At 69.0% G+C, this 18460-nt stretch carries 17 protein-coding genes and 6 pseudogenes; 9 read left to right on the top strand and 14 right to left on the bottom strand.

Going from position 1 to position 18460, the window contains the following annotated elements; all coding sequences use genetic code 11:
* Positions 1 to 653 precede the first annotated feature (653 nt).
* Complete coding sequence (locus ABT085_RS46770; protein ID WP_502982825.1) at positions 654 to 797, bottom strand: hypothetical protein; 144 nt, start codon at positions 795 to 797, stop codon at positions 654 to 656.
* Positions 798 to 830: 33 nt separating this feature from the next.
* On the opposite strand from ABT085_RS46770, the gene ABT085_RS28710 reads away from it, so the two are divergent.
* Positions 831 to 1166 carry a hypothetical protein gene (locus ABT085_RS28710; RefSeq protein WP_351613998.1) on the top strand — a complete coding sequence of 112 codons (336 nt, stop codon included), beginning with the start codon at positions 831 to 833 and terminating at the stop codon, positions 1164 to 1166.
* Positions 1167 to 1428: 262 nt separating this feature from the next.
* Here the strand turns inward: ABT085_RS28710 and ABT085_RS28705 are convergent, their stop codons facing one another.
* Together ABT085_RS28705 and ABT085_RS28700 are read right to left on the bottom strand one after the other, a co-directional pair.
* A complete protein-coding gene (locus ABT085_RS28705; protein ID WP_351613993.1) occupies positions 1429 to 1944 on the bottom strand; it encodes a putative immunity protein in 516 nt (171 codons plus the stop codon).
* A gap of 196 nt (positions 1945 to 2140) precedes the next feature.
* Positions 2141 to 2293: pseudogene (locus ABT085_RS28700) on the bottom strand (DUF5131 family protein); the annotation flags it as partial.
* Between the two features lie 225 nt (positions 2294 to 2518).
* Between ABT085_RS28700 and ABT085_RS28695 the strand changes: the two are divergent.
* Positions 2519 to 3004 carry a WapI family immunity protein gene (locus ABT085_RS28695; protein ID WP_351613990.1) on the top strand — a complete coding sequence of 162 codons (486 nt, stop codon included), beginning with the start codon at positions 2519 to 2521 and terminating at the stop codon, positions 3002 to 3004.
* A 386-nt stretch (positions 3005 to 3390) separates the two neighbouring features.
* Here the strand turns inward: ABT085_RS28695 and ABT085_RS28690 are convergent, their stop codons facing one another.
* A complete protein-coding gene (locus tag ABT085_RS28690) occupies positions 3391 to 4068 on the bottom strand; it encodes a hypothetical protein (RefSeq protein WP_351613988.1) in 678 nt (225 codons plus the stop codon).
* Between the two features lie 363 nt (positions 4069 to 4431).
* Between ABT085_RS28690 and ABT085_RS28685 the strand changes: the two are divergent.
* Positions 4432 to 4893: pseudogene (locus tag ABT085_RS28685) on the top strand (transposase family protein); the annotation flags it as partial.
* A 407-nt stretch (positions 4894 to 5300) separates the two neighbouring features.
* On the opposite strand, the gene ABT085_RS28680 reads toward ABT085_RS28685, so the two are convergent.
* Complete coding sequence (locus ABT085_RS28680; RefSeq protein ID WP_351613985.1) at positions 5301 to 5846, bottom strand: IS1096 element passenger TnpR family protein; 546 nt, start codon at positions 5844 to 5846, stop codon at positions 5301 to 5303.
* Positions 5847 to 6035: 189 nt separating this feature from the next.
* On the opposite strand from ABT085_RS28680, the gene ABT085_RS28675 reads away from it, so the two are divergent.
* A complete protein-coding gene (locus ABT085_RS28675; RefSeq protein WP_351613982.1) occupies positions 6036 to 6608 on the top strand; it encodes a DUF4240 domain-containing protein in 573 nt (190 codons plus the stop codon).
* Positions 6609 to 6634: 26 nt separating this feature from the next.
* Here ABT085_RS28675 and ABT085_RS28670 read toward each other — a convergent pair.
* The 6 genes and pseudogenes from ABT085_RS28670 to ABT085_RS28645 all read right to left on the bottom strand — a co-directional run.
* Positions 6635 to 7912: pseudogene (locus ABT085_RS28670) on the bottom strand (ISL3 family transposase); the annotation flags it as partial.
* 15 nt (positions 7913 to 7927) lie between these two features.
* On the bottom strand, positions 7928 to 8230 hold the full coding sequence (locus ABT085_RS28665) for a transposase family protein (protein ID WP_351613979.1): 303 nt from the start codon (positions 8228 to 8230) through the stop codon (positions 7928 to 7930).
* A gap of 257 nt (positions 8231 to 8487) precedes the next feature.
* Complete coding sequence (locus ABT085_RS28660; RefSeq protein WP_351613977.1) at positions 8488 to 9228, bottom strand: GntR family transcriptional regulator; 741 nt, start codon at positions 9226 to 9228, stop codon at positions 8488 to 8490.
* Between the two features lie 16 nt (positions 9229 to 9244).
* Entirely contained in the window at positions 9245 to 10027 is a 783-nt protein-coding gene (locus ABT085_RS28655; RefSeq protein WP_351613974.1) for a phosphatase PAP2 family protein, read from the bottom strand.
* The gene (locus tag ABT085_RS28650; protein ID WP_351613971.1) at positions 10028 to 10981 is read right to left on the bottom strand and encodes a YihY/virulence factor BrkB family protein; all 954 of its coding nucleotides are present in this window, start codon (positions 10979 to 10981) and stop codon (positions 10028 to 10030) included.
* Complete coding sequence (locus ABT085_RS28645) at positions 10982 to 12718, bottom strand: bifunctional phosphatase PAP2/diacylglycerol kinase family protein (RefSeq protein WP_351613970.1); 1737 nt, start codon at positions 12716 to 12718, stop codon at positions 10982 to 10984. It abuts the gene before it with no gap.
* A gap of 249 nt (positions 12719 to 12967) precedes the next feature.
* On the opposite strand from ABT085_RS28645, the gene ABT085_RS28640 reads away from it, so the two are divergent.
* Positions 12968 to 14176: a phospholipase D-like domain-containing protein gene (locus ABT085_RS28640; protein WP_351613967.1), complete on the top strand. Its 1209-nt coding sequence runs from the start codon at positions 12968 to 12970 to the stop codon at positions 14174 to 14176.
* 29 nt (positions 14177 to 14205) lie between these two features.
* On the opposite strand, the gene ABT085_RS28635 is transcribed toward ABT085_RS28640, so the two are convergent.
* Together ABT085_RS28635 and ABT085_RS28630 are read right to left on the bottom strand one after the other, a co-directional pair.
* Positions 14206 to 14538 (bottom strand): hypothetical protein, encoded by a 333-nt coding sequence (locus ABT085_RS28635; protein WP_351613964.1) that lies wholly within the window; start codon positions 14536 to 14538, stop codon positions 14206 to 14208.
* Between the two features lie 1224 nt (positions 14539 to 15762).
* Positions 15763 to 15991, bottom strand: a pseudogene (locus tag ABT085_RS28630) (GNAT family N-acetyltransferase); the annotation flags it as partial.
* A gap of 47 nt (positions 15992 to 16038) precedes the next feature.
* On the opposite strand from ABT085_RS28630, the gene ABT085_RS28625 reads away from it, so the two are divergent.
* Both ABT085_RS28625 and ABT085_RS28620 read left to right on the top strand, forming a co-directional pair.
* On the top strand, positions 16039 to 16320 hold the full coding sequence (locus tag ABT085_RS28625) for a helix-turn-helix domain-containing protein (protein WP_351613961.1): 282 nt from the start codon (positions 16039 to 16041) through the stop codon (positions 16318 to 16320).
* A 316-nt stretch (positions 16321 to 16636) separates the two neighbouring features.
* The gene (locus ABT085_RS28620; protein ID WP_351613958.1) at positions 16637 to 16795 is read left to right on the top strand and encodes a hypothetical protein; all 159 of its coding nucleotides are present in this window, start codon (positions 16637 to 16639) and stop codon (positions 16793 to 16795) included.
* Here the strand turns inward: ABT085_RS28620 and ABT085_RS28615 are convergent.
* A pseudogene (locus ABT085_RS28615) lies at positions 16785 to 17335 on the bottom strand (zinc-binding dehydrogenase); the annotation flags it as partial. The gene ABT085_RS28620 and the pseudogene ABT085_RS28615 overlap by 11 nt on opposite strands.
* Positions 17336 to 17576: 241 nt before the next feature.
* On the opposite strand from ABT085_RS28615, the pseudogene ABT085_RS28610 reads away from it, so the two are divergent.
* Both ABT085_RS28610 and ABT085_RS28605 read left to right on the top strand, forming a co-directional pair.
* Positions 17577 to 17861: pseudogene (locus ABT085_RS28610) on the top strand (UBP-type zinc finger domain-containing protein); the annotation flags it as partial.
* The coding region (locus ABT085_RS28605; protein WP_351613995.1) for a DUF427 domain-containing protein at positions 17859 to 18460 on the top strand (602 nt) is incomplete at its 3' end. The pseudogene ABT085_RS28610 and the gene ABT085_RS28605, both read left to right, overlap by 3 nt.

Raw genomic sequence — 18460 nt, 5'->3', positions numbered from 1 at the left:
GACAGAACCCCTCAGCAAGGTTCATCGTCCCAGGTCAGGAAGGCACTTTCGCGTTTCCGCCCCACAGCCACACATCCCCAAGTGAAACGGCGAGGTTAGGTCAGTAGGACCTTTAAGCAAACCAGGTCCTCCCCACCTTCAGGTTGCAGGGGATCACATCGGGCTGGTCTTCCGACACGTCCTCAGGAACGGAGTGGTGGCCACCGAGGAGACCAGGAGCGAGACGGCCACAAGTCGGCCTGCACCTGCGGGTGCAGACCGTGAATGGCCGGGTGAAGTTCTGGTTCGGCGCGGCGGGCTGGTCACGGACGGCCGACACGTCTCCTCCCAGGGCATCCGCGCGGGAGCTGCGATCGACCTGGGGCAGAACGGTGCCAGGGACGACGAGTTGAAGCGGGGCCAGTCGGTGGCGTCCTGGTTCCCGCGTCCCGCGTAGATGTACCTCTGGCTTGCCCGAGCGGAGAGGAACGACCCGTGCGCCAAGGTCACGCCGCACAACCTGGCAGCCTCGTGAGACTTGCCTGGGGAAGAAGAACAGAAAACCCCTCACGCCATGGAGGCGGCAGGATCGGCCCCATGGCAGTCGGGATGCCCGTATCGTGGGTGGCGCCTCCGGGGTTTGCCGACAGCTCCCCCGACGGGCGCCCCTATTTTCAGGCCTTGGCTGATGCGACCTCGCGCACCCGGCCAGTCAGCGCCCGTACTGCGCGGGCCTTTGCGTAAGGCGTCAAGTCCGCGCGCATCGTGGTGAAGTGGTCGTCACCGCGGGCGGACGAGACATGCTCGTACTCGTCCAAGAAACGACTCCACGAGTCGCACGACGCGTCCAGGTGCCCAATCCGCAGTTGCCGCTGCGCGAGCAGCGCGTAAGCGTGGACGCGGCCCTGCCGCTCGTCTCCGCCCACCTCGCCCACCAAGGACTCCTCGGACGCGGCCGCCGACCCGTCAGCCCCGCCAACCTGCGCCGCCACTTCCTGCGCTGGCGCATCCACAACATCTGGGCCGAGCACGGGCGGCACACACAGGCGCCCTCCAGCGCCGACCTGGCACAAGAATGCGCAGCCCGCGGCATCACCGGCCAGTACAACCGGCCCATACCCCCCCGCTATATCACCGACGAAACCCCCGACTTCGAACGCCGCCACCACGCCCTCACCCACCCATGACACGGCACCGCATCCACCGCCCCGGGCATGGGCCCGGCCCGCCTCCTCCACCGGGCCGGATCCGCATGACCGCATCCCGCGTGACCGAGCACCCCCTGCAGGCCGCCCGCGGCATCCCTGCTGTTGCGCGGCGTTGTATGCCGACGAAGGGGCTGTTCACGACGCCGTCGAATTCCGATGGCGACGCCCCGCTGGCCGGTATCCCGACGGGACGTCATCGGCGAGGTGCCGCATTCTTCGGCGAGGTGCCGGTGGATCAGTCTCAGCAGTCGAACACCGACCAGCAGATGTCGTTCCTCAACCGCTGGTCGTCAAGTACGAGCTCCCGAATCGGCTCCGGGAGCTGGTCACGCTGCCACTGGCACTCGTGCTGCCCTGCGGCCTCACTCTCGCCATCAGGCGCGGCGGCGCGTACGGCCTTGATCGCATAGGCAGCCGCACCGAGCTCGTGTGCGGCAACATGTGCGACGACCCCGGCTTGGCCCGCGGCGTAGGCGGCACACCGTGCCGCGCCACGCAGATCCCGGGCCGCACCCATCGCGTGACCGCCCGCCGCACGAGCCTCCATCATCTTCACCTCCCCACGCGCCAAGGCGCGGGCATGCTCGATCGCCTGGCGCGGCCGCGGGTCCCCAGGCCGAGCCGACTCGAACAGGTCAAGAACGTGCTCGGCGCAAGCTGCTGCCCACAGGGCCAGGAGATGATGGTCTGCATCAGTGAGAATCCCACCCCGGCGGATCGTCACAAAGCGAGGGTCTCTGACCTTCGGGAGGATCAAGACAGGTATTCCTTCCTGCTGGTATGAAGTAAAGCCTGCAACCCCGCGCCACGCATCTGCCCCCTCGGTCACCGACATCACCGAGCACCCCACCTTCGAGCGCAAGGTGTACTGCGCGGTCGTCCCGGACACCCTCTCCCGACGGTTGGCATCCGCGGCTCGTGGCGTAGGCGAGAACGACGCCGACTTGGAAGTCTCAGCCCCCGACCTGCGAACCGAGAGGTCGACCACTGGGACCGCGGCGACCGGCTCCGGGCCGACGGATGCACTCAGCGGCTTGTTGCTTCAACGCACAGCAGTTGTCACACCCGGGCGAGATCCGGTCACAGCCCGTCGTGGGATTCCAGGTGACCTCAGTGAGCTTCCACCAACCTGAAACCGCAGTTCAAGGGGCTGGTGTGACTGGCTCTCGCGGTGCTCACGCTGCTCATGGGTGGGAGTCCCTGGAGAAGATAGTCTGACAGGAGTCGGGATTGTCTCCGAAACCGAGGTCAGTTCGCGGTGGCGCTCTGGCCTGTGTACCTGGGAGTAGGAGCACAGTCCGCTGCTGGCCAGCGCATGACATCCTGGGCCGGTGCTCCTGAACGATCTCTCCAGCAGCGTCGACCTCCGCCCAGTGCGCTATCAGTTCGGCACGGTTCGGGGTGACTCGTACGACGACAACTGGCTGGTCATCGATGGCACGGTGATGACTCCTGAGGGAAGCTGGTCCTTCGCCGATCCGTGTCTGCTCACCGATGAGGCCCGTCAGGTGTCTGCGTGGCTGCGTGCGGTGGCCACGGGGACGGTGGACGTCACCGAACCTGATTCCGAAGGTGAGCTGTCGCCAGACGACTGGTTCATCGAACCAGTCGTGGCTTTCAGCCTCGCCCATCGAAGCGAGGGCGGGACCGCGGCGATTCGCGTTCATCTGTCCTTGGAGGCGGCGCCTCCGTGGCAAGAGGGTAACGACGAGGCTGACATCTATCAGTACGTCGTGGAGGTCAGGATGGACGACGCGGCGCTGCTTCACGCGGCTGACCAGTGGGACCTCTCTCTGGCTTCATTCCCACCCCGCTGATCACCGTTCATGTGCGACAACTCTACTTACGTGGGGCGGGAGTCCGCGGAGAAGATCGTCTGTCAGCACGGTTGAGTCGAAGAGAAACGCGATGCAGCAGCGCCTGCGGATGCGCGAGCCTTCTTTCTCATCGGCATGGGCGACGACCCAACCCCGCCGACTCCGCGACCGCTGCTGGCCGGCGAACCCCGCAGAGAGCCTGAAGGCGGACCGTGATCACGCGCCAGTGAGCCTTTTCCAACCTCATCCCTGTACTGCTCATCGGCCTGCTGACGACTGAACGGATCTGTAGCGGGGTCGTGACCAGCAGATCCGCAGTCTGTCCCGGCGGCTCAGACGCTTCGCCGAGCATGGTCAGCGGCGCTGGCAGCCGGGTTTGCAGGAGCTTAGCCCTCCGGCAGCTCCCATGAGGCGAACCAGTGGGGGAACGGTCCGGCGGAGGGCGGGAAGGCGAACGGCGGGGTGCGGTCGGTGAGCAGGCGCAGCACGAACTCGCCGGTGCCGCAGTCGAAGCGCTGCCACTCACCGTCGAGATACTGCACCAGAACCGGCCAGTCGTTGGGATCGGCCGGTCCGGTCAGCCAGTGGAAGGTCAGCTCCTGCTCGGAGGTCCCCCATATGAGCACGCCGTCGGGCGCGGGGTGGACCGGGTATGGCTGGTACAGGTCGGCGTACCGCGCCATGTCCTGGCCCCAGGAGACTAGATCCGTGCCCAGCGCACCCGGCACCAACAGGTCCAGGTACTCGTCGAAGCTGCCCGCGCCGAAGGCGTCGACGATGTCCTTGTAGTCACCGGGCAGCGCGGTGCCCAGCGCTGCCTCCGTCGCGGCCCAGTCGACGCCGCACCGATCGGGCTCCGTCCGCCCGGTGGCCTCCCGCAGCAACGCCACCCACCCGACCCCGGGCGGGCGGGTGAACGCGCGCCGGGCGAGGATCACGACGCGGCGCGGGCCATCGGTGGTGGCCGTCACGCCGTATCCGAACCAGTGCTCGGCCAGCACCCACCCGCGCAGCTCCAACAGCCCGCCCTCCCCGCCGATGGGGAGCCCACCCTCCCCGCCCACCGGCGGACCGTCGGGCACCCCTGCCGCCCTACCCCCGACGACCCAGGCACGTACTGGCAGACCCGCCCCGTCAACCACGTCCGCAGCGACGCGCTCCAGCTCGGCCAGATCCTCCGCGTCACTGGGCACACAGACATGCCCTGTCCCATGAATGGGTAGCGGGCAGTGCAATTCGGGCGCGCGCCAGGCGTCGTTCAGACGGGTGCGCAGAGCTGAGGCGTCCACGCGGCCAAGTGAACAGCACGGCACTGACATTGAGCCTTTTCAACCTGCATAAGCAGTACGCCGTTGGGCTGACAACAGGATGAGGTCCCTGGTAGGTGGGTTTTCAACCAAGATCACTAGTCTGTGGGGAGCTTCCGCGTGCTTGTCTACCCGTCCGGTATCGACCTGTCCAGCCGCTCTCTGCAGCACCTATCCGGTCTCCTCGCAGGCCACCGTCAACGAATCGGCTCCCGCTGGCGTCGCCTGACCTGTGACCGGCAGGCCGTGCTCGTCCTGGCCCATCTGCGATGCGGCGACACCTACGCCCGCCTCGCAGCAGGTTTCCGCGTCGGAATCGCGACGGTCCACCGGTACATACGCGAGGCCGTGGACCTCCTGGCCGCTCTCGCGCCCACACTGGAACAGGCCATAACGACGGTGCGGAAGAAGGCGTACGTGATCCTCGACGGCACCGTACTGCCGGTCGACCGCATCGCCGCCGACCGCCCGTACTACTCGGGGAAGAAGAAACACCACGGGCTGAACGTGCAGGTCCTCGCTGATCCAGCCGGCCGCCTGATCTGGGCCTCGGACGCGCTACCCGGAGCCGTCCACGATCTGACTGGACGGGTACGAGCCAGTGCGCGAAGTGCAGGGCCTGGCCGACACATGGTGGCGATCAGCCGACTCCCTCGTAGCGATCTATTCAGGGGAGGCCCAGGCTCTCTCTCCTTTCCGCGGGGCCGCACTGCGTTCATCTACTCCAGCCTGGATGAGTAGGGCCTGCGAGGAGGCGTCAAGGACAGCGACAGTTGAGGAGGTTAGGTGCACCCGAGACTCTCTGTCGTCGACTCGAAGGGCTACCTCTGCCGCGTAGGCGGTTCTGACGACCCCTGCGGCCCATCGCTCGACGGCTGTTGGACTGATTGTCAGCGGCAGTTAGATTTCCCCACTCGCGACCACTTCGGCCTCCCACGATGGCCACTTCAGTTCCGCACCGGCGGCCAGTTCGTGTACGCAGCGTGAGGTCACCCCCGGCGATATTCACCCCACCACGGCAGGATCGGAGGCAGGTCGCTGAGGCCACGGGCCGGCCGCTTCGGCATCGGCGACTCCCCATCGTCCCCGTCCCAACGGCGCGCGTACTGGTCCGGGAGGCTGCCCCAGCCCCAGTAGGGAACCGGGCGGTCGGGCACCTCGCCGAGTTCCTCGAGGGGATCAATACGCTTCTCCGCCACCGTGCACAGGTGCGCCCAGTCATCGCCCATGTCGAAGACATAGGCGAACTGTTCGCCGGCCTGCAGTCTGCTCAGCTTGGTGGCATGGCCGTCCACGGTGCCGTCCGGGGCCTCGCCGTCCCACCAGTCGAGCGGGCTGACGTGGGTGGCATCGGACAGCGTAAACAAGTGCAGGTGGGTCAAGTCCCAGCGAGCGAAGCCGAGATCGATGGCCGAGGCGAGCTGCGCGAATGAGTGCGACCGAGCCGCAGCGAACACCCGGCCGGGACGCGGCCACAGGTCCGCACCGTGACCGGAGACCAACTCCACCCGGATCGACAGCCAGGTACGAACCACGTCAACAACCCCCTCGTACGTCAGATCCGCGAGCCAGCACCGAGGCTACTGAGTGTGACTGCGGTCTGGGGAATCGAGTTGGCCGTACGTGGGGAATTTCTAGGCTCTGGCCGCAGTTCCGTGAAACTGCCAGACGTCGGCAGGGTGGCCGGGGTCGATTGTCATCGGGGCGTGGCAGAGTGCGCGGTCATGGAGATCGACACGTTCTGGGACGTCATCGAAGCCGCGCAAGCCGGGGCTGCCGCAACGGGCGAGCCTTTTGACGAGGTTCTCGTCAAGCAGCTCGCGGAGAGACCGCGCCAGGAGATCCTGGAGTATGCGGAACGCTTCGATGAGCTGCACGACGCCCTGTATCGCTGGGATGTGTGGGCGGCTGCTTATCTCATCGGGGGCGGGTGCTCCGACGACAGTTTCATGGACTTCCGCGCCGGTGTGATCGCCTTGGGCTGTCAGTGGTACCAGCGCGTGGCGGCTGACCCCGACAGCCTCGCTGCGCACCCTGATGTCGTTCAGGCTGCGAACGTCCAGGACCGTTCCGAGGTGCTGTTCTACGAGGACGTGAACTATGCAGCAAGCGGGGCGTTCGAACGAATCACGGGTGATACGGATGCCTTCTACGAAGCCTGGCGCGGTTTCCGCGGGGCTGATACAGAGAGCGACAACGCGGTTGATATGGGCGAGGATTTCGACTTCGACGACGACAGGGAGATGAGCCGTCGGCTTCCCCGTCTGGCCGCCTTGTTCCTTGGCACAAGCCCCTGAAAGAGTCACCCGCAGTTCCGTGATGCTCATGGCTGGGTGAGGATGCGGGCCCGGAGGAGTTCAAACGAGGCCCTGCCGCACATGGCTCGTTTGAGTGTTTTCACACGGTTCACGTGTCCCTCGACCACACCGGAGCTCCACCGGAGGGTGAGTCCGGCAGTGACCGCGCCGAGGTCCTGGCGGAGGAAGCCGGCAAAGCCCTTCATGGGCTTCGGCGGGTCCTGCTCGGCCTGCCAGATCCACTCCAGCAGCAGGTATCCGCGCCGGTGGCGGACCAGGTCGGCGAACGCCCGAGCGAGATCGCAGGCCCGGGCGATGTCCGGGCAGGCGAGCCGGACTTGGAGCAGTCGCTCGTCCTGGCTTTCGGTGAGAGTTTCTCTGGGCCGCATGATCCACGATGTGATCTTGCGAGGGCTCGGAATGTCGACTCGGATCGGTTCGGCGATGCCCGCGCGGAGGGCGGTGAGGTGTTTGCGGACGACCTGGCGGCTGCCTCGGTAGCCGCGGGCCTGGATCTCCCGGAACAGGCGCGTGCCGCTGACCTGGCCCTGGGCTTCGGTGAAGCGGGCGTTGAGGTATGCCTTGAATGGCTCTAAGACGCCGTTGGGGCGGCGCTCGCGGGCAGAGGCCAGCAGCTGGTTGAGGTCGGTGTCGCGGAAGCGGCGCACGGTCTTGCGGTCGAGGTTCAGTCGGCGGGCGATGGCGCTGATCGTCCAGCGTTTGTCCAGCAGGCGGTGGATGTCCTCGTAGCGGTGGCGGGTGCGTTCGATGATCTGGGTGCGGGGCAGTTCCGGGGGCGGTAACAGCATCGGGGGCGGCTCCGGCACCTTGGTCACTGCCTCCTCCTCGGCTCGTTTGCGCAGGCAGTCGCGGTGCTGGTGGCAGGTCTTCTCCACGGCGGCGGACAGGTTCTGTAACAGGTGCCAGCGATCAGCGACTTCCAGGGCGTCTGGAGCGGCTTCCCTGACCGCCTTGGTGTAGGCGCTGGCCCGGTCCCGGCAGATGATCTCGGCTCCGGGATGCTCGGTGAGCCAGGCCGCGAATGTCTCGGAGGTGCGGTCGGGCAGTACATCCACGACCCGGCCGGCCTCGACGTCGACCAGCACGGTGCCGTAGGTGCAGCCCTTGCGGAAGGCAAACTCATCCACCCCCAGCACCCGCGGGGCACGGTCCGACACCGTCGGCGCCGTCAACAGCCTGAGCAGCCGTGTCCGGCCCGCGGTCAGCCGCAGTCGGCGGCACAATCGTGCGGCGGGACGGCCGCCGAGCTCGATCGCGATCGACTGCAGCCAGCCCGCCAGCCCGGTACTGGAACGGCGCTAGCGCGTGGACAGACCCGGCACCTGCTCGACGAACGTCGTACGGGAACAGCTCTTCCGGTCGCAGAAGTACCGGCGCACCCGCAACCGGACGATGACGCGGCGTGATCCCAACGGCCGCTCATCCAGGGTGCGTTGATACGTGCTGTGCACGCGGCGGGCCTGCTTGCGACAGTTCGGGCACCGGCCGGGACGGGCCGTCGACATCGACTCCACCGTCAGGATGCCGGAGGAGTCGCTCACCCCCTCCACCTGCACATCGATCCCGGGAAACAGCACATCCTCGACCGTCTTGCTCGCCACGGCAGACAGTACGCTGCCGAAACGATCCCGCGTTCGTACCGCTGACCTGGGGATTCACGGAACTGCGGCCAGAGCCAATTTCTACTCGCCGCCGTCAGCTTGATGCCGAGGAAACATCGGTTGATCGCTGGGGAATCTGGGTGCAGAGGTCGAGCAGGGGCCGCGCATTGACCCGACTCGGGTCCAGCGCGGGGAGGCCGACGACGTGGTCTCGTGACACCGGACGAGGCCCACCACGGACGGTGAACCGCCGGCCGTCACAGGTCGTTCTGCACCACGCCCCGAGTGGAGAACGTGACGGCTTCGCCCGGCATGAAGACCCCCGGCGGGATACCGGGATGATGGCCGTCGGGTGGCGTGGGCCGGTCGGCACGCGGACCGAGCACCAGCCGGGACACGATGCGGTACCGGTCGCCCCGGTAGATCGAGTGCGCGTACTCCACCGGCCGGTTCCGGGTGTCCGAGGTGAGACGCTCGAAGAGGAGAGCCCGCGACAGCTCCGGCACGTCCAGCAGGTCCGCCTCGCCGCGCGTCACCACGGTGGGCTCGATCGCCTGCACCGCCTCACTGACCTGTACATCGTGGCGTTCCTTCAGGTGCTGGTAGAAATCGCCGTTCTCCAACTCCTCCTGGGTGAGGTCCGGCGCCAGGTCCGCCGGGACGTGGAGGTACTCGATGGCCATGGGAGAACCGTCGACGAGCCGCAGCCGCGCCACGTACCGGATCTCCGCCGCGGGTGAGATGCGTAGCTTGCGCCCCACCCGCGCGCCGGCCCACTGGGTACTGAATTCGAGGAGCCGGCTGGTCCAGTTGCCCACGGCCTGCGGAAGGCTGAAGGTCCGCCGGTCCAAGTCCAGTTCCTGAGTGATCTTCGCGCCCGCCACGAACATGCCGCGACCGTGCTCGCGCACCAGGAGCCCGGCCACGACGAGTTGATTTACTGCGGCTCGCAACGTGGGCCGAGACACGCCGAATTCGGCGCTCAGGACGCGTCGCACGGTTCCACAGCACCGCTCAGCGGGTTCCCGAGCCGGGTTCCGGGGTGGCTTCGGACAGTTCGGGCTCCAGTCCGTCGCTCACCGGGGTGCGGTCCCACCCGGTCTCGACGCGCCATGCCTCGAAGGCCCAGACGGTGAGGGCGACCACGGCCAGACCCAGGATCCAGCCACCCAAGACATCGCTGAACCAGTGCACGCCGAGCGCGATTCTGGTGAGGCCGACGCCGAGTACGCAGAAGGCGGCGACACACCAGCAGGGAGTCCGGCAGGACCGCGGTACGAGGGGCGCCAGAACCAGCATGAAGACGGCGAAGCACGTGGTCGCCGTCATCGCGTGGCCGGACGGGAAGGAGTAGCCCGGCGCGTGCGCCACCGGGTCGTGCAGGGCGGGTCTGGCCCGCTCCACCACGGACTTGGCCAGCAGCCCGACCAGTCCTCCGGTCACCGTGGTCACCACCGCCCAGGCCGCCAGGCGCCACGCCCGGCGGTACAGGAGCCAGGCGGTCAGCACCGCGACGGCCGTGCGCAGCGTGACGGGAGCCCAGACCCGGTCGGACAGCAGACGCAGTCCGACCGTCCACTCCCGATGGCGCAGCGCGTACTCGTGCAGACGGTGCGCGGCGGCGGTGTCCAGGTGCCACAAGGGCCGCCACTGGCCCTCGACCAGGGTCAGGAGCAGCCCGAAAGCGACCGCGGACACGGCGGCGAGGGCCGCGGAGCCCAGCAACCGCGCGCCGTACCTGCGGTCGGCCTGTCGGCGACGGTCACCGAGACGGCGCAGGGCGGTACGGGTGAGCATTCAGACTCCGGGGTCGGCTTGAACCGGGCCGGGCCGACGGCCGCGCACCGCTTCCAGCTGCGCGGCGAAGGCAAGCCCGAGAAGGAGGGCGATGGAGGTGAGGTAGGCCCACAACAGCAGGGACATGAAGGCGCTCAGGGGACCGTAGACGGTGTCGAAGGAACCGCTGAGGTCCAGGTAGAGGCTCAACAGCCAGGTGAGCGTCATCCACAGCACCAGGTAGACGGCCGCGCCGAAGGCCAGCCAGGTGTAGCCGGGCTGTCTGCGGCGCGGTGAGCGGCGGAAGACCACGCTCGCGGAGATGAGCGCGAGCAGCAGGCCGAAGGGCCAGCGCATGATGTCCCAGGCCGTTCGGGCGTTGCCATCGAGGTGGTAGACGGTCACCGCGGCCGCAGCGAGGTCGTCACCCGCGACCACGACCACGAATCCGAGGCCGAGCGGGAGCCCCGCACTCACGGCCATCACCAGGCCGCGCAGGTACTTCGGAAGGAACGGGCGGTCGCGTTCGTTGCCGTAGATCCGGTTGGCGCCCCGCTCGATCTGACACATCGCGGTGGTGACGTTGACGAGGGAGAAGACGGCGCCGAACCAGAGGGCGAGGGCGGCACCGTCCCCCGCCGTGCGCCGACTGCGGTCGAGGGCGTCGTCGACGACGTCGACGCTGGGTCCCCGGACGATACGGTGGATCGTCAGTTCGGCCATCCTGCCCACGTTCTCGGTGTGCAGGGTGGTCGACAGGCCGACGACGGCGATGACCAGGGGCACGACAGCCAGTACTGTCTGCAGGGCGAGGGCCCGGGAGTGGCTGAAGCCGTCGGCGTACCGGAAGCGGACGAAGGCGTCCCGCAGCAGGGACCAGCCGCCGTAGCGGCGCAGTGCCGCCCATGCTTCGTCGCCGGTCAGTTCCTCTCCTGCCATGTCCCTCGTCTCCGGGACCTTCGTGGCGGTACCCATTCACTTCTCCCGCTTCGGCAGCAGCATGGTCAGGGCTCCCGGCCTGACCTCGGCGGTCAGGCGCCGGCCGGCGGCCACCGAATCGCCGTCCAGTTCCCGGGGCTGCGGATCGTCGAAGGCGAACTCCGCTCGCCGGAAGGTGAAGTACTCCACCGGTACGCCGTCCCGTGCGCGCGAACCGGGCACCGCAGTCGACGGTGACCCGCTCGTTCCGCGACGCAGCAGCGCCCGTACGGCGGCAGCCCAACCGCCGAGGCCGCGGGGGTCCAGGATCAGCAGGTTCAGCCGTCCGTCGTCCGGCCGGGCGCCCGGAAGCAGCGGCACACCGCCCTGTACGGTGGCGATGTTGCCGACCAGCACCATGCGGGCCGTACGGCGCAGGGCGGGCGCGCCGTCGAGACGGACGCTCAGCCCCGTACGCGGGGTGCGGAGCACCCGGAGGGCGGCGAGCACATAGGCGGGCCAGCCGAGAAGGGACTTGATCCTGCTGTTCGCGTTGGCCCGCTGCACCATCGCGGCGTCGAGACCGGCGCCGGACATCGCGGTGAAGTGCGTGGAGGCCAGACCGTCGCCCTCGACCCGGCCGAGGTCGATGTGGTGGGGTGTGCCGCGCAGCGCCGCGTCGAGGGCGTCGGCGGGTGTCGGCGGCAGGCCGAGGTTGCGGGCCAAGAGGTTGCCGGTCCCGCAGGGCACCAGGGCGAGCGGTACGCCACTGCCTGCCAGGACGTCGGCGGCAGCCCGGAGGGTGCCGTCGCCGCCGCACACCACCACGAGTGTCGCGCCTTCGCGGACCGCGTCGGCTGTCTGGCCACCTCCCGGGTCATCGGCGGTCGTCTCGACGAACGCCGGTGCGAGGTGGCCGTGGCGCTCCAGCACCTGGCGCAGGGCTTCGCGGTCGGCCTGGTCGGTGACCGTGGGGTTGAAGACCACCACGGTACGGCCGGGGACCGGCTGCCGCCGGCCGGCCACGGGGGCGAGGGCGAGAGGAACGGTCACGAACCCGTCCGTGAGCAGTGCGTACCCTGCGACCAGCAGTGACAGACCCCCGTTGACGACACCACCCACGACGTCGGTGGGATGGTGCATGCCTCGGTAGAGACGTGCGACGCCCACCAGCAGGGGGAGGACGCAGAGCAGGCAGGCCACGGTCGTCCGCCACGGCCCGCGCAGTCGGGTCAGCGTCAGCACCGCCAGACCGCCGTAGAGGGCGGTGGCCGCGCCGGTGTGACCGGACGTGTAGCTGGACGTGGGCAGAGAGCCGTCGAGGCGGTGCACGTCCGGGCGATGACGGTCCACCGCCACCGTGACGACCAGGAAGACCAGCGACTGAAGGGACACGGCGAGGGCGAGGAACACCGTCTGCCGCCACATCGGCAGACGGGGTATCAGTAGCATCCCCAGGCAGCACATCAGGGTGACGACGATCACTGTCAGGGTGTTGCCCGCCTCCGACGCGACCGACGACAGGCCCGTCAGGGCCGGTGTGCGCATACCTTCGAGAGCCCGGTTCACCCCGTCCTCGGCCGTCAGGGGCCACAGGTGGTGGGCCGGACCGGTGATCAGCAGCCCGATGCCGACCATGAAGGCGGCCTGGCAGGCGGTCAGCGCGGTGATCCAGCAGACGGACCAGCCGAAGCCGCGTGGGACGGCACGGCGTCGCGCGCCGGTGGCTCCGGCGCCCCCGCCGTCTCCGCCACCAGGCAGCTCGGCGGGTCTTTCCGGCACAGCGGTCGACATGCGTCCCCCTTTGATCCGTTGCTCGGCGACGGCGTTCACCGGCGTCAGTCCTCGTCCGACTCACCCTCGTATGCCCGCTCGGTTCGGGAGCAGGCAGAGAACGCGTGCTCGGGAGACAGGCAGGGGGACGGAGGCACGATCGGCCCGGAGGGATGCCGGGCGTGAGGCGATGAGTGCCGGGCATCCGCTCTCTGGGCGCGTCCGTCGGCCCACAACGACCTGTTCCATCGGCTCATCAGGAGATTCCGCGTGATTCTCGAAGGCCCGTCCGCGCCCGCTGCTCGTGGTACCGACCCTGATGTGGAGGCCCGCAAGCAGCGCCTGCGTCGACGCCTCGAGCGGCTGCTCGGCGTGGCCGCCACCGAAGGCAACGAGCTGGTGCCCTTGCGCAACGGCGACGAGATCTTCCCCGCGATGCTCGGTGCGATCCGCTCGGCCCGGTACACGATCGACTTGATGACGTTCGTCTACTGGCGCGGTGAGATCGCCCGTGACTTCGCCACAGCTCTCGCCCAGCGTGCCCGTGCCGGGGTGCGGGTACGGTTGCTGCTCGACGGATTCGGCGCCAAGCGGATCGAACGGCACCTGCTGGACCTCATGGACGTCGCCGGTGTGCAGGTGGCCTGGTTCCGCAAACCCGTGTGGTTGTCACCGCTCAAACAGAACCATCGCTGCCACCGCAAGGCCCTCGTCGTCGACGAGCACACCGCGTTCACCGGCGGTGTCGGCATCGCGGAGGAATGGTGCGGCGACGCCCGCAACCCCGGAGAGTGGCGGGACACCCATGTCCAGGTACGCGGTCCGGCTGTGGACGGAGTCGCCGCCGCATTCGCGCAGAACTGGGCCGAGTGCCACGACGAACTCTTCGACGAGCGCGACCGCTTCACCGCGCACCGTCAAGTCGGCTCGTCCGTCGTCCAGGTCGTGCGCGGCTCCGCCAGCATCGGCTGGCAGGACATGCAGACCCTCATCCGGGTCATGCTCACCTCCGCCGAGAAACGTTTCCGTCTCGCCACCGCCTACTTCGCCCCTGACACCTACTTCATCGACCTGCTGTGCCGGACGGCCCGCCGTGGCGTGGACGTGGAAATCCTGCTGCCCGGTCCCCACACCGACCAACGCGCCTGCCAGCTCGCCGGACAGCACCACTACACACGGCTCCTGGAGGCGGGCGTCCGTATCCGGCAGTACCAGCCGACCATGATGCACGCCAAGATCATCACCGTGGACTCCGTCGCCGCCCTCATCGGATCCACCAACTTCAACCGCCGTTCCATGGACCACGACGAGGAAGTCATGCTCGCAGTCCTCGACGAGACGTTCACCGCCGCACTCGACCACCACTACGAGGCGGACCTGGAGCGCAGCGTCGACATCGACCTCACCCGCTGGAGACGACGCGCGGTGCTCCAACGCGCCAAGGAAGCAGCGGTCGCCCCGGTCCGGCACTTCCTGTGAGCGGACCTGGTCCGGGGGCATGGCCGCCTTCAAGAAGGGCGGCGGTCACCGGTCGTCGGCGCGTGGGGAGCAACGGCAGGGGACGTAGCCGGGCAGGACCCCAGCGGCCGCAACGCCACCGAACCGGTGCGCGTCGCGGTGTGGGCGTAGCACTGGGCCCAGCCGGACGCGGCGCCTCGCACCACGACGACCGTACGGGTCGCGTCCCGGTCCAGGGACCAGGGATCGTGCTGCTTCAGTGCGTCGGTCGCCTCCTGACCGGTGAGGATGCCGTCGGCGTCGGCCTCCGCGAACCGTTTGCCGAGCCGCTCGGCCGCCGCGGCGCGGGCCTCGCGGTCCTGGTCGCGGCCGATGTCGTGCATGGACCGGAAGAACCAGATCAGCAGAGCCGCCGCCGACAGTACCCGGTCAGGACGAGCACGCCGTGACAGCCGGCCGTCGGCTGTCACGGTGTGGCGCAGGTGCTGCGGAGAATCTCATGCGGGACCTGGTCGCCGAGGCGCCGACCGGCTCCGGGCACGCTCGGTGGGCTGGTCGGCACCTGTCCAGGCGTCGCCGCTGTGCTGTGCACGGCTGTGGTCCGCGACCGGACCGCCGTGTTCCTGCCCGCGGCCAGGCTGCCGGTCCCCCTCGTCGGGGCGTCAGTCGGGGCCGTCACGGGCCTGTTCGCGGGGGCTGTAGCCGGCGCTGCCGGCCGCCCGGGTCGAGCCTCTGGAGGCACTGCGCCAGTGAGATCCGAAGAGGTCCGAGGAGCACCAGCCCCGCAGAACAGGCACCTTTGCATCACCGGGGGTGCGGCCGAGTCGAACCTGTCGGGCCCGGGCACGTACGGCGACACGGTCCGGGCCGATCGCGAGCCCCGGCCCGACCGGTCTTTGTAAAGTGGGCCGTCAACCCAGGAGCCCCGAACCCGTGAGGTGCACCCCGACCATGACGACCGACGCGTTGGCCCGTCAGCTGCTCCAGTTGATGATGGTCGGGCTCGGCTGCCGGGGGCACCCGTCTCGGTGACATGCGCGGCGGACCCCTTCCGGCTGCGGATGTGCCCGTGACGGACGTAGCGCGCCGTGGTGTCGTAAGGGGAGACGACTACCGAGGAGGGTGGCAGACCGCCGTCGTCGGTGGTGCGCCGACGCAGGCGGCCTGCCGCGTCGCGGTAGCAGTTCTGCACGACGATCTGCCGCAGCGTCTCGGCCTGCGGGCCACGCCGGTGATGCGGTCCGTGCCGGTGGAGGTGTTCCAGCAGGCGGCATGCGTGGACTGCTCGTCGCGCAGTCACTACATGCGTCGCGGACACCCGTTGGTGGGACGACCTGTCCAAGACCGCCCTACGCATGCCCCACCCCCGCTACACTCCCCACCGCCAGGCCGTTGACCAGCAGAAATACAGAAGTCCGGCTGGAGTACCAGCCCGTCCAAACGGCTCGCCTTGACGATTCGACAATCCCCATCCACATGCACGTAAAGGGACTTCCTGAGGAGCTGCCTACAACCCACTGCCCTGGCGGACATCTCGAAACCACTCCACGCCTTGCTGGAAGCGGTCGAAGACCGCTCTACAAGACTGCGGCAGCGGGCCGCCCGGCTCAGGATGAAATCGGCAGGTTCGCGAGCATGGCGGCGCAGAGCGGAGAGCCCGGGAAGGGCTGACGCTCGCCCACCTTGCGGAAGCCCCAGTCCTCGTACAGGTGCTTGGACGCGGGGATGTTTGCCGTCAACCAGGAGGACGGCGAGATCCTCGGGCCTCTCCTGCAGGAGGGCTCGGGAGAATGCGTCTGCCACACCTTTCTTGCGCTTCTTGGGGTGGACGGCCAGGCGCCGACGGGCAGGCTGTGGCCTCGGACGCCTCGTTCGTGGCGGGCATGATCGTATGGTTCCACCGGGAGCTGCCCGCCGAGGTACGCGTGCCGTTCCCGCTGGTGGTCGAACGGGTGACGGGAGTAGTCCTGTCGCGGGCGTCGCTCTGGCGTCTGCTGACCAGTCGGCTGGGATGGAGCCTGCAGCAGCCGGAACGCCGGGCGGTGGAGCGGGACGAGTCCGCGATCGCCCGCTGGATCGCCCAGCAGACCCACGGCGAGGACGGCCCGGTGCTGGAGGTCCGTGTCGAGGTCGGCCTGCGTCCCGGGCGGGGCACGGCCGGATGAGCGGTAGGGGGCTGCGGCCGCCGAACGCCGCAGCGCGTGGTACCCGTCGGCGGGTCCCCGCGCACTGGCCGGACACGGCCGTCGGTGGGCGACGGCCGCCAGCGCACGAAGAAACAGCCACGGTTGTCTCCGGATACGCAGGAACCGCCGGGACTGTTCCGCCGTACACGCCTGGCGGACCGCACGGCGCCCGGCAGCACTCCGTCACCGGGTGACGCGCGGGCGAGGGGCCTACCGTGGGAGATGGTCCCGGCGTCGGCCCCGCCGACCCGCCGACGCCAGCCGTTCACGGGCGGGGGCGGAAAGGAGGCACGAGATGTCCGATGCGATACGGGACACCACGGCCCGGCGCGTACGACATTTCGTCGACGCCGGATACCCCTACGCCGGGCCCTTCGAGGCAGCGGTGGAGGGAGCCGTCTACCGTCTCGGGAACGGAACGGTGGCTCGCGGGCTCGGCGAGGTCAGAGGGTGAGGAGGACCTTGGTGGCGCGACGCTCGTCCATCGCCCTGCAGCCTTCCGGCGCGCGGTCCAGGGGGAGGGTGAGGTCGAAGACCTTGCCGGGGTCGATCTTGCGGTCCCAGATGAGCTGGATGAGGTCGGGCAGGAAGCGGCGCACCGGGGCGAGGGCCGCCGAGGGTGTGGATACCGGCGAGGAACAGCTCGATCCCGGGGACGGTCACGTCGTGGTTCATGCCCACGTAGCCCAGATGCCCGCCGCCGCGGGTGGCGCCGACGGCCTGCATGAACGACTCCTGGGTGCCGACCGCCTCGATCACCGAGTGGGCGCCGAGCCCGCGGTGAGTTCCTTGATCCTCGCCACGCCCTCGTCGCCGCCTTCTTCGACGATGTCGGTGACGCCGTAGTAGCGGGCCAGCCTCTGGCGCTCGGGGCAGCGGGACATGGCCATAATGCGTTGTGCGCCCAGCTGTTTGGCGGCGAGTACGGCCAGAGTCCGACCGCGCCGTTGCCGACGAGCGCGACGGTCTTGCCGGGGCCGGCCTCGGCGGCGACGAGCGTGCCGTCGGCGGGGGGGATGCCCCGACGAGGACCGGCTCAAGCTCCTCGCCAGCTGGGCTGCCAGCTCCGATCAACCCGGCCGACACCGGCACGACGGCACTCGCCGGCCCCGCTGAGCGGCGGCGCACTTGCCCGCCGCTGCATCCTCTGCGCGGGGTGAGGGTGAAGCAAGGGGCGAGACGAGAAACGGCGGAGGAGAGATCGTGGACAGCACTGCACCGGCCGGTGATCACCGATGACGAAGTGGGCGCCCCGGCACGACGGCGGACGGCCCTCGGAGAGGCTTTGTTCCCACACCTGGACGGCCGAACCGGCGCCGCTGAGTGAGACATGCACGACGTGCGCGGCACGCGAACGTGCGCCGGCCGACCTGCTGCTCTGCCTGACCTGCGGCCATGTGGGCTGCAGCGACAGCTCTCCCGGCGCTCACGCGACGACGCACTTCGACTCCAGCGGCCACCCGGTGGCCCGCGCCCTGGCCCGCGGCCAGGAGTGGGCCTGGTGCTACGAGGACGAGGTGTACCTGGATCCGCTATCGGAACAACCCGTGCCGCATTCCGCCCCACGGCCGCCCGAGTCCGTCTGGGACTACCCCCGCCCGCCCGCCGTACGGGAGGACGACCGCGTCGTGCGGGTCGAGTGCGCGGGCCAGGTGGTGGCGGAGACCCGGAAGTCCGTCCGGGTACTGGAGACCAGTCATCCGCCGGTGTTCTACATCCCTCCGGCGGACGTCCGTACGGAGCTGCTGATCCCGGCGCTCTCGGGCCGGACCTGGTGCGAGTGGAAGGGCTCGGCCCGTTACTGGGACGTCGTCGTGGGAGACGACGTACGCGCCGACGCCGCCTGGAGCTATCCCCGTCCCGAACCCGGCTTCACGGCCCTCAAGGACTACTTCGCCTTCTACCCAAGCCGCATGGACCGTTGCACGGTCGCCGGAGAGGACGTCACGGCGCAGGAGGGCGACTTCTACGGCGGCTGGATCACCTCAGAGGTGCGCGGGCCGTTCAAGGGCCGGCCGGGCACCCTGCTGTGGTGGGGGGGGGGCGGCCCGGCGGCGCCCCCCCCCCCGGCGGGGGCGCGGGGCCCCGGCGCGGGCCGGGGGGGGGGGGGGGGCCCGGG

It is taken from the genome of Streptomyces sp. NPDC002265, assembly GCF_040296125.1.
In the GTDB taxonomy this organism is placed as follows: domain Bacteria; phylum Actinomycetota; class Actinomycetes; order Streptomycetales; family Streptomycetaceae; genus Streptomyces.
The sequence above is the reverse complement of the archived record's forward strand: the minus strand, read 5'-3'. Positions and strand labels throughout refer to the sequence as shown.

What these genes read in the sequence shown, in the direction of transcription:
- ABT085_RS28655 (WP_351613974.1), bottom strand. Translation starts at nt 10,027, where the DNA reads ATGCTCACCCGTACCGCCCTGCGCCGTCTCGGTGACCGTCGCCGACAG.
- ABT085_RS28675 (WP_351613982.1), top strand. Translation starts at nt 6,036, where the DNA reads ATGGAGATCGACACGTTCTGGGACGTCATCGAAGCCGCGCAAGCCGGG.
- ABT085_RS28635 (WP_351613964.1), bottom strand. Translation starts at nt 14,538, where the DNA reads ATGCACGACATCGGCCGCGACCAGGACCGCGAGGCCCGCGCCGCGGCG.
- ABT085_RS28625 (WP_351613961.1), top strand. Translation starts at nt 16,039, where the DNA reads ATGATCGTATGGTTCCACCGGGAGCTGCCCGCCGAGGTACGCGTGCCG.
- ABT085_RS28645 (WP_351613970.1), bottom strand. Translation starts at nt 12,718, where the DNA reads ATGTCGACCGCTGTGCCGGAAAGACCCGCCGAGCTGCCTGGTGGCGGA.
- ABT085_RS28620 (WP_351613958.1), top strand. Translation starts at nt 16,637, where the DNA reads ATGTCCGATGCGATACGGGACACCACGGCCCGGCGCGTACGACATTTC.
- ABT085_RS28650 (WP_351613971.1), bottom strand. Translation starts at nt 10,981, where the DNA reads ATGGGTACCGCCACGAAGGTCCCGGAGACGAGGGACATGGCAGGAGAG.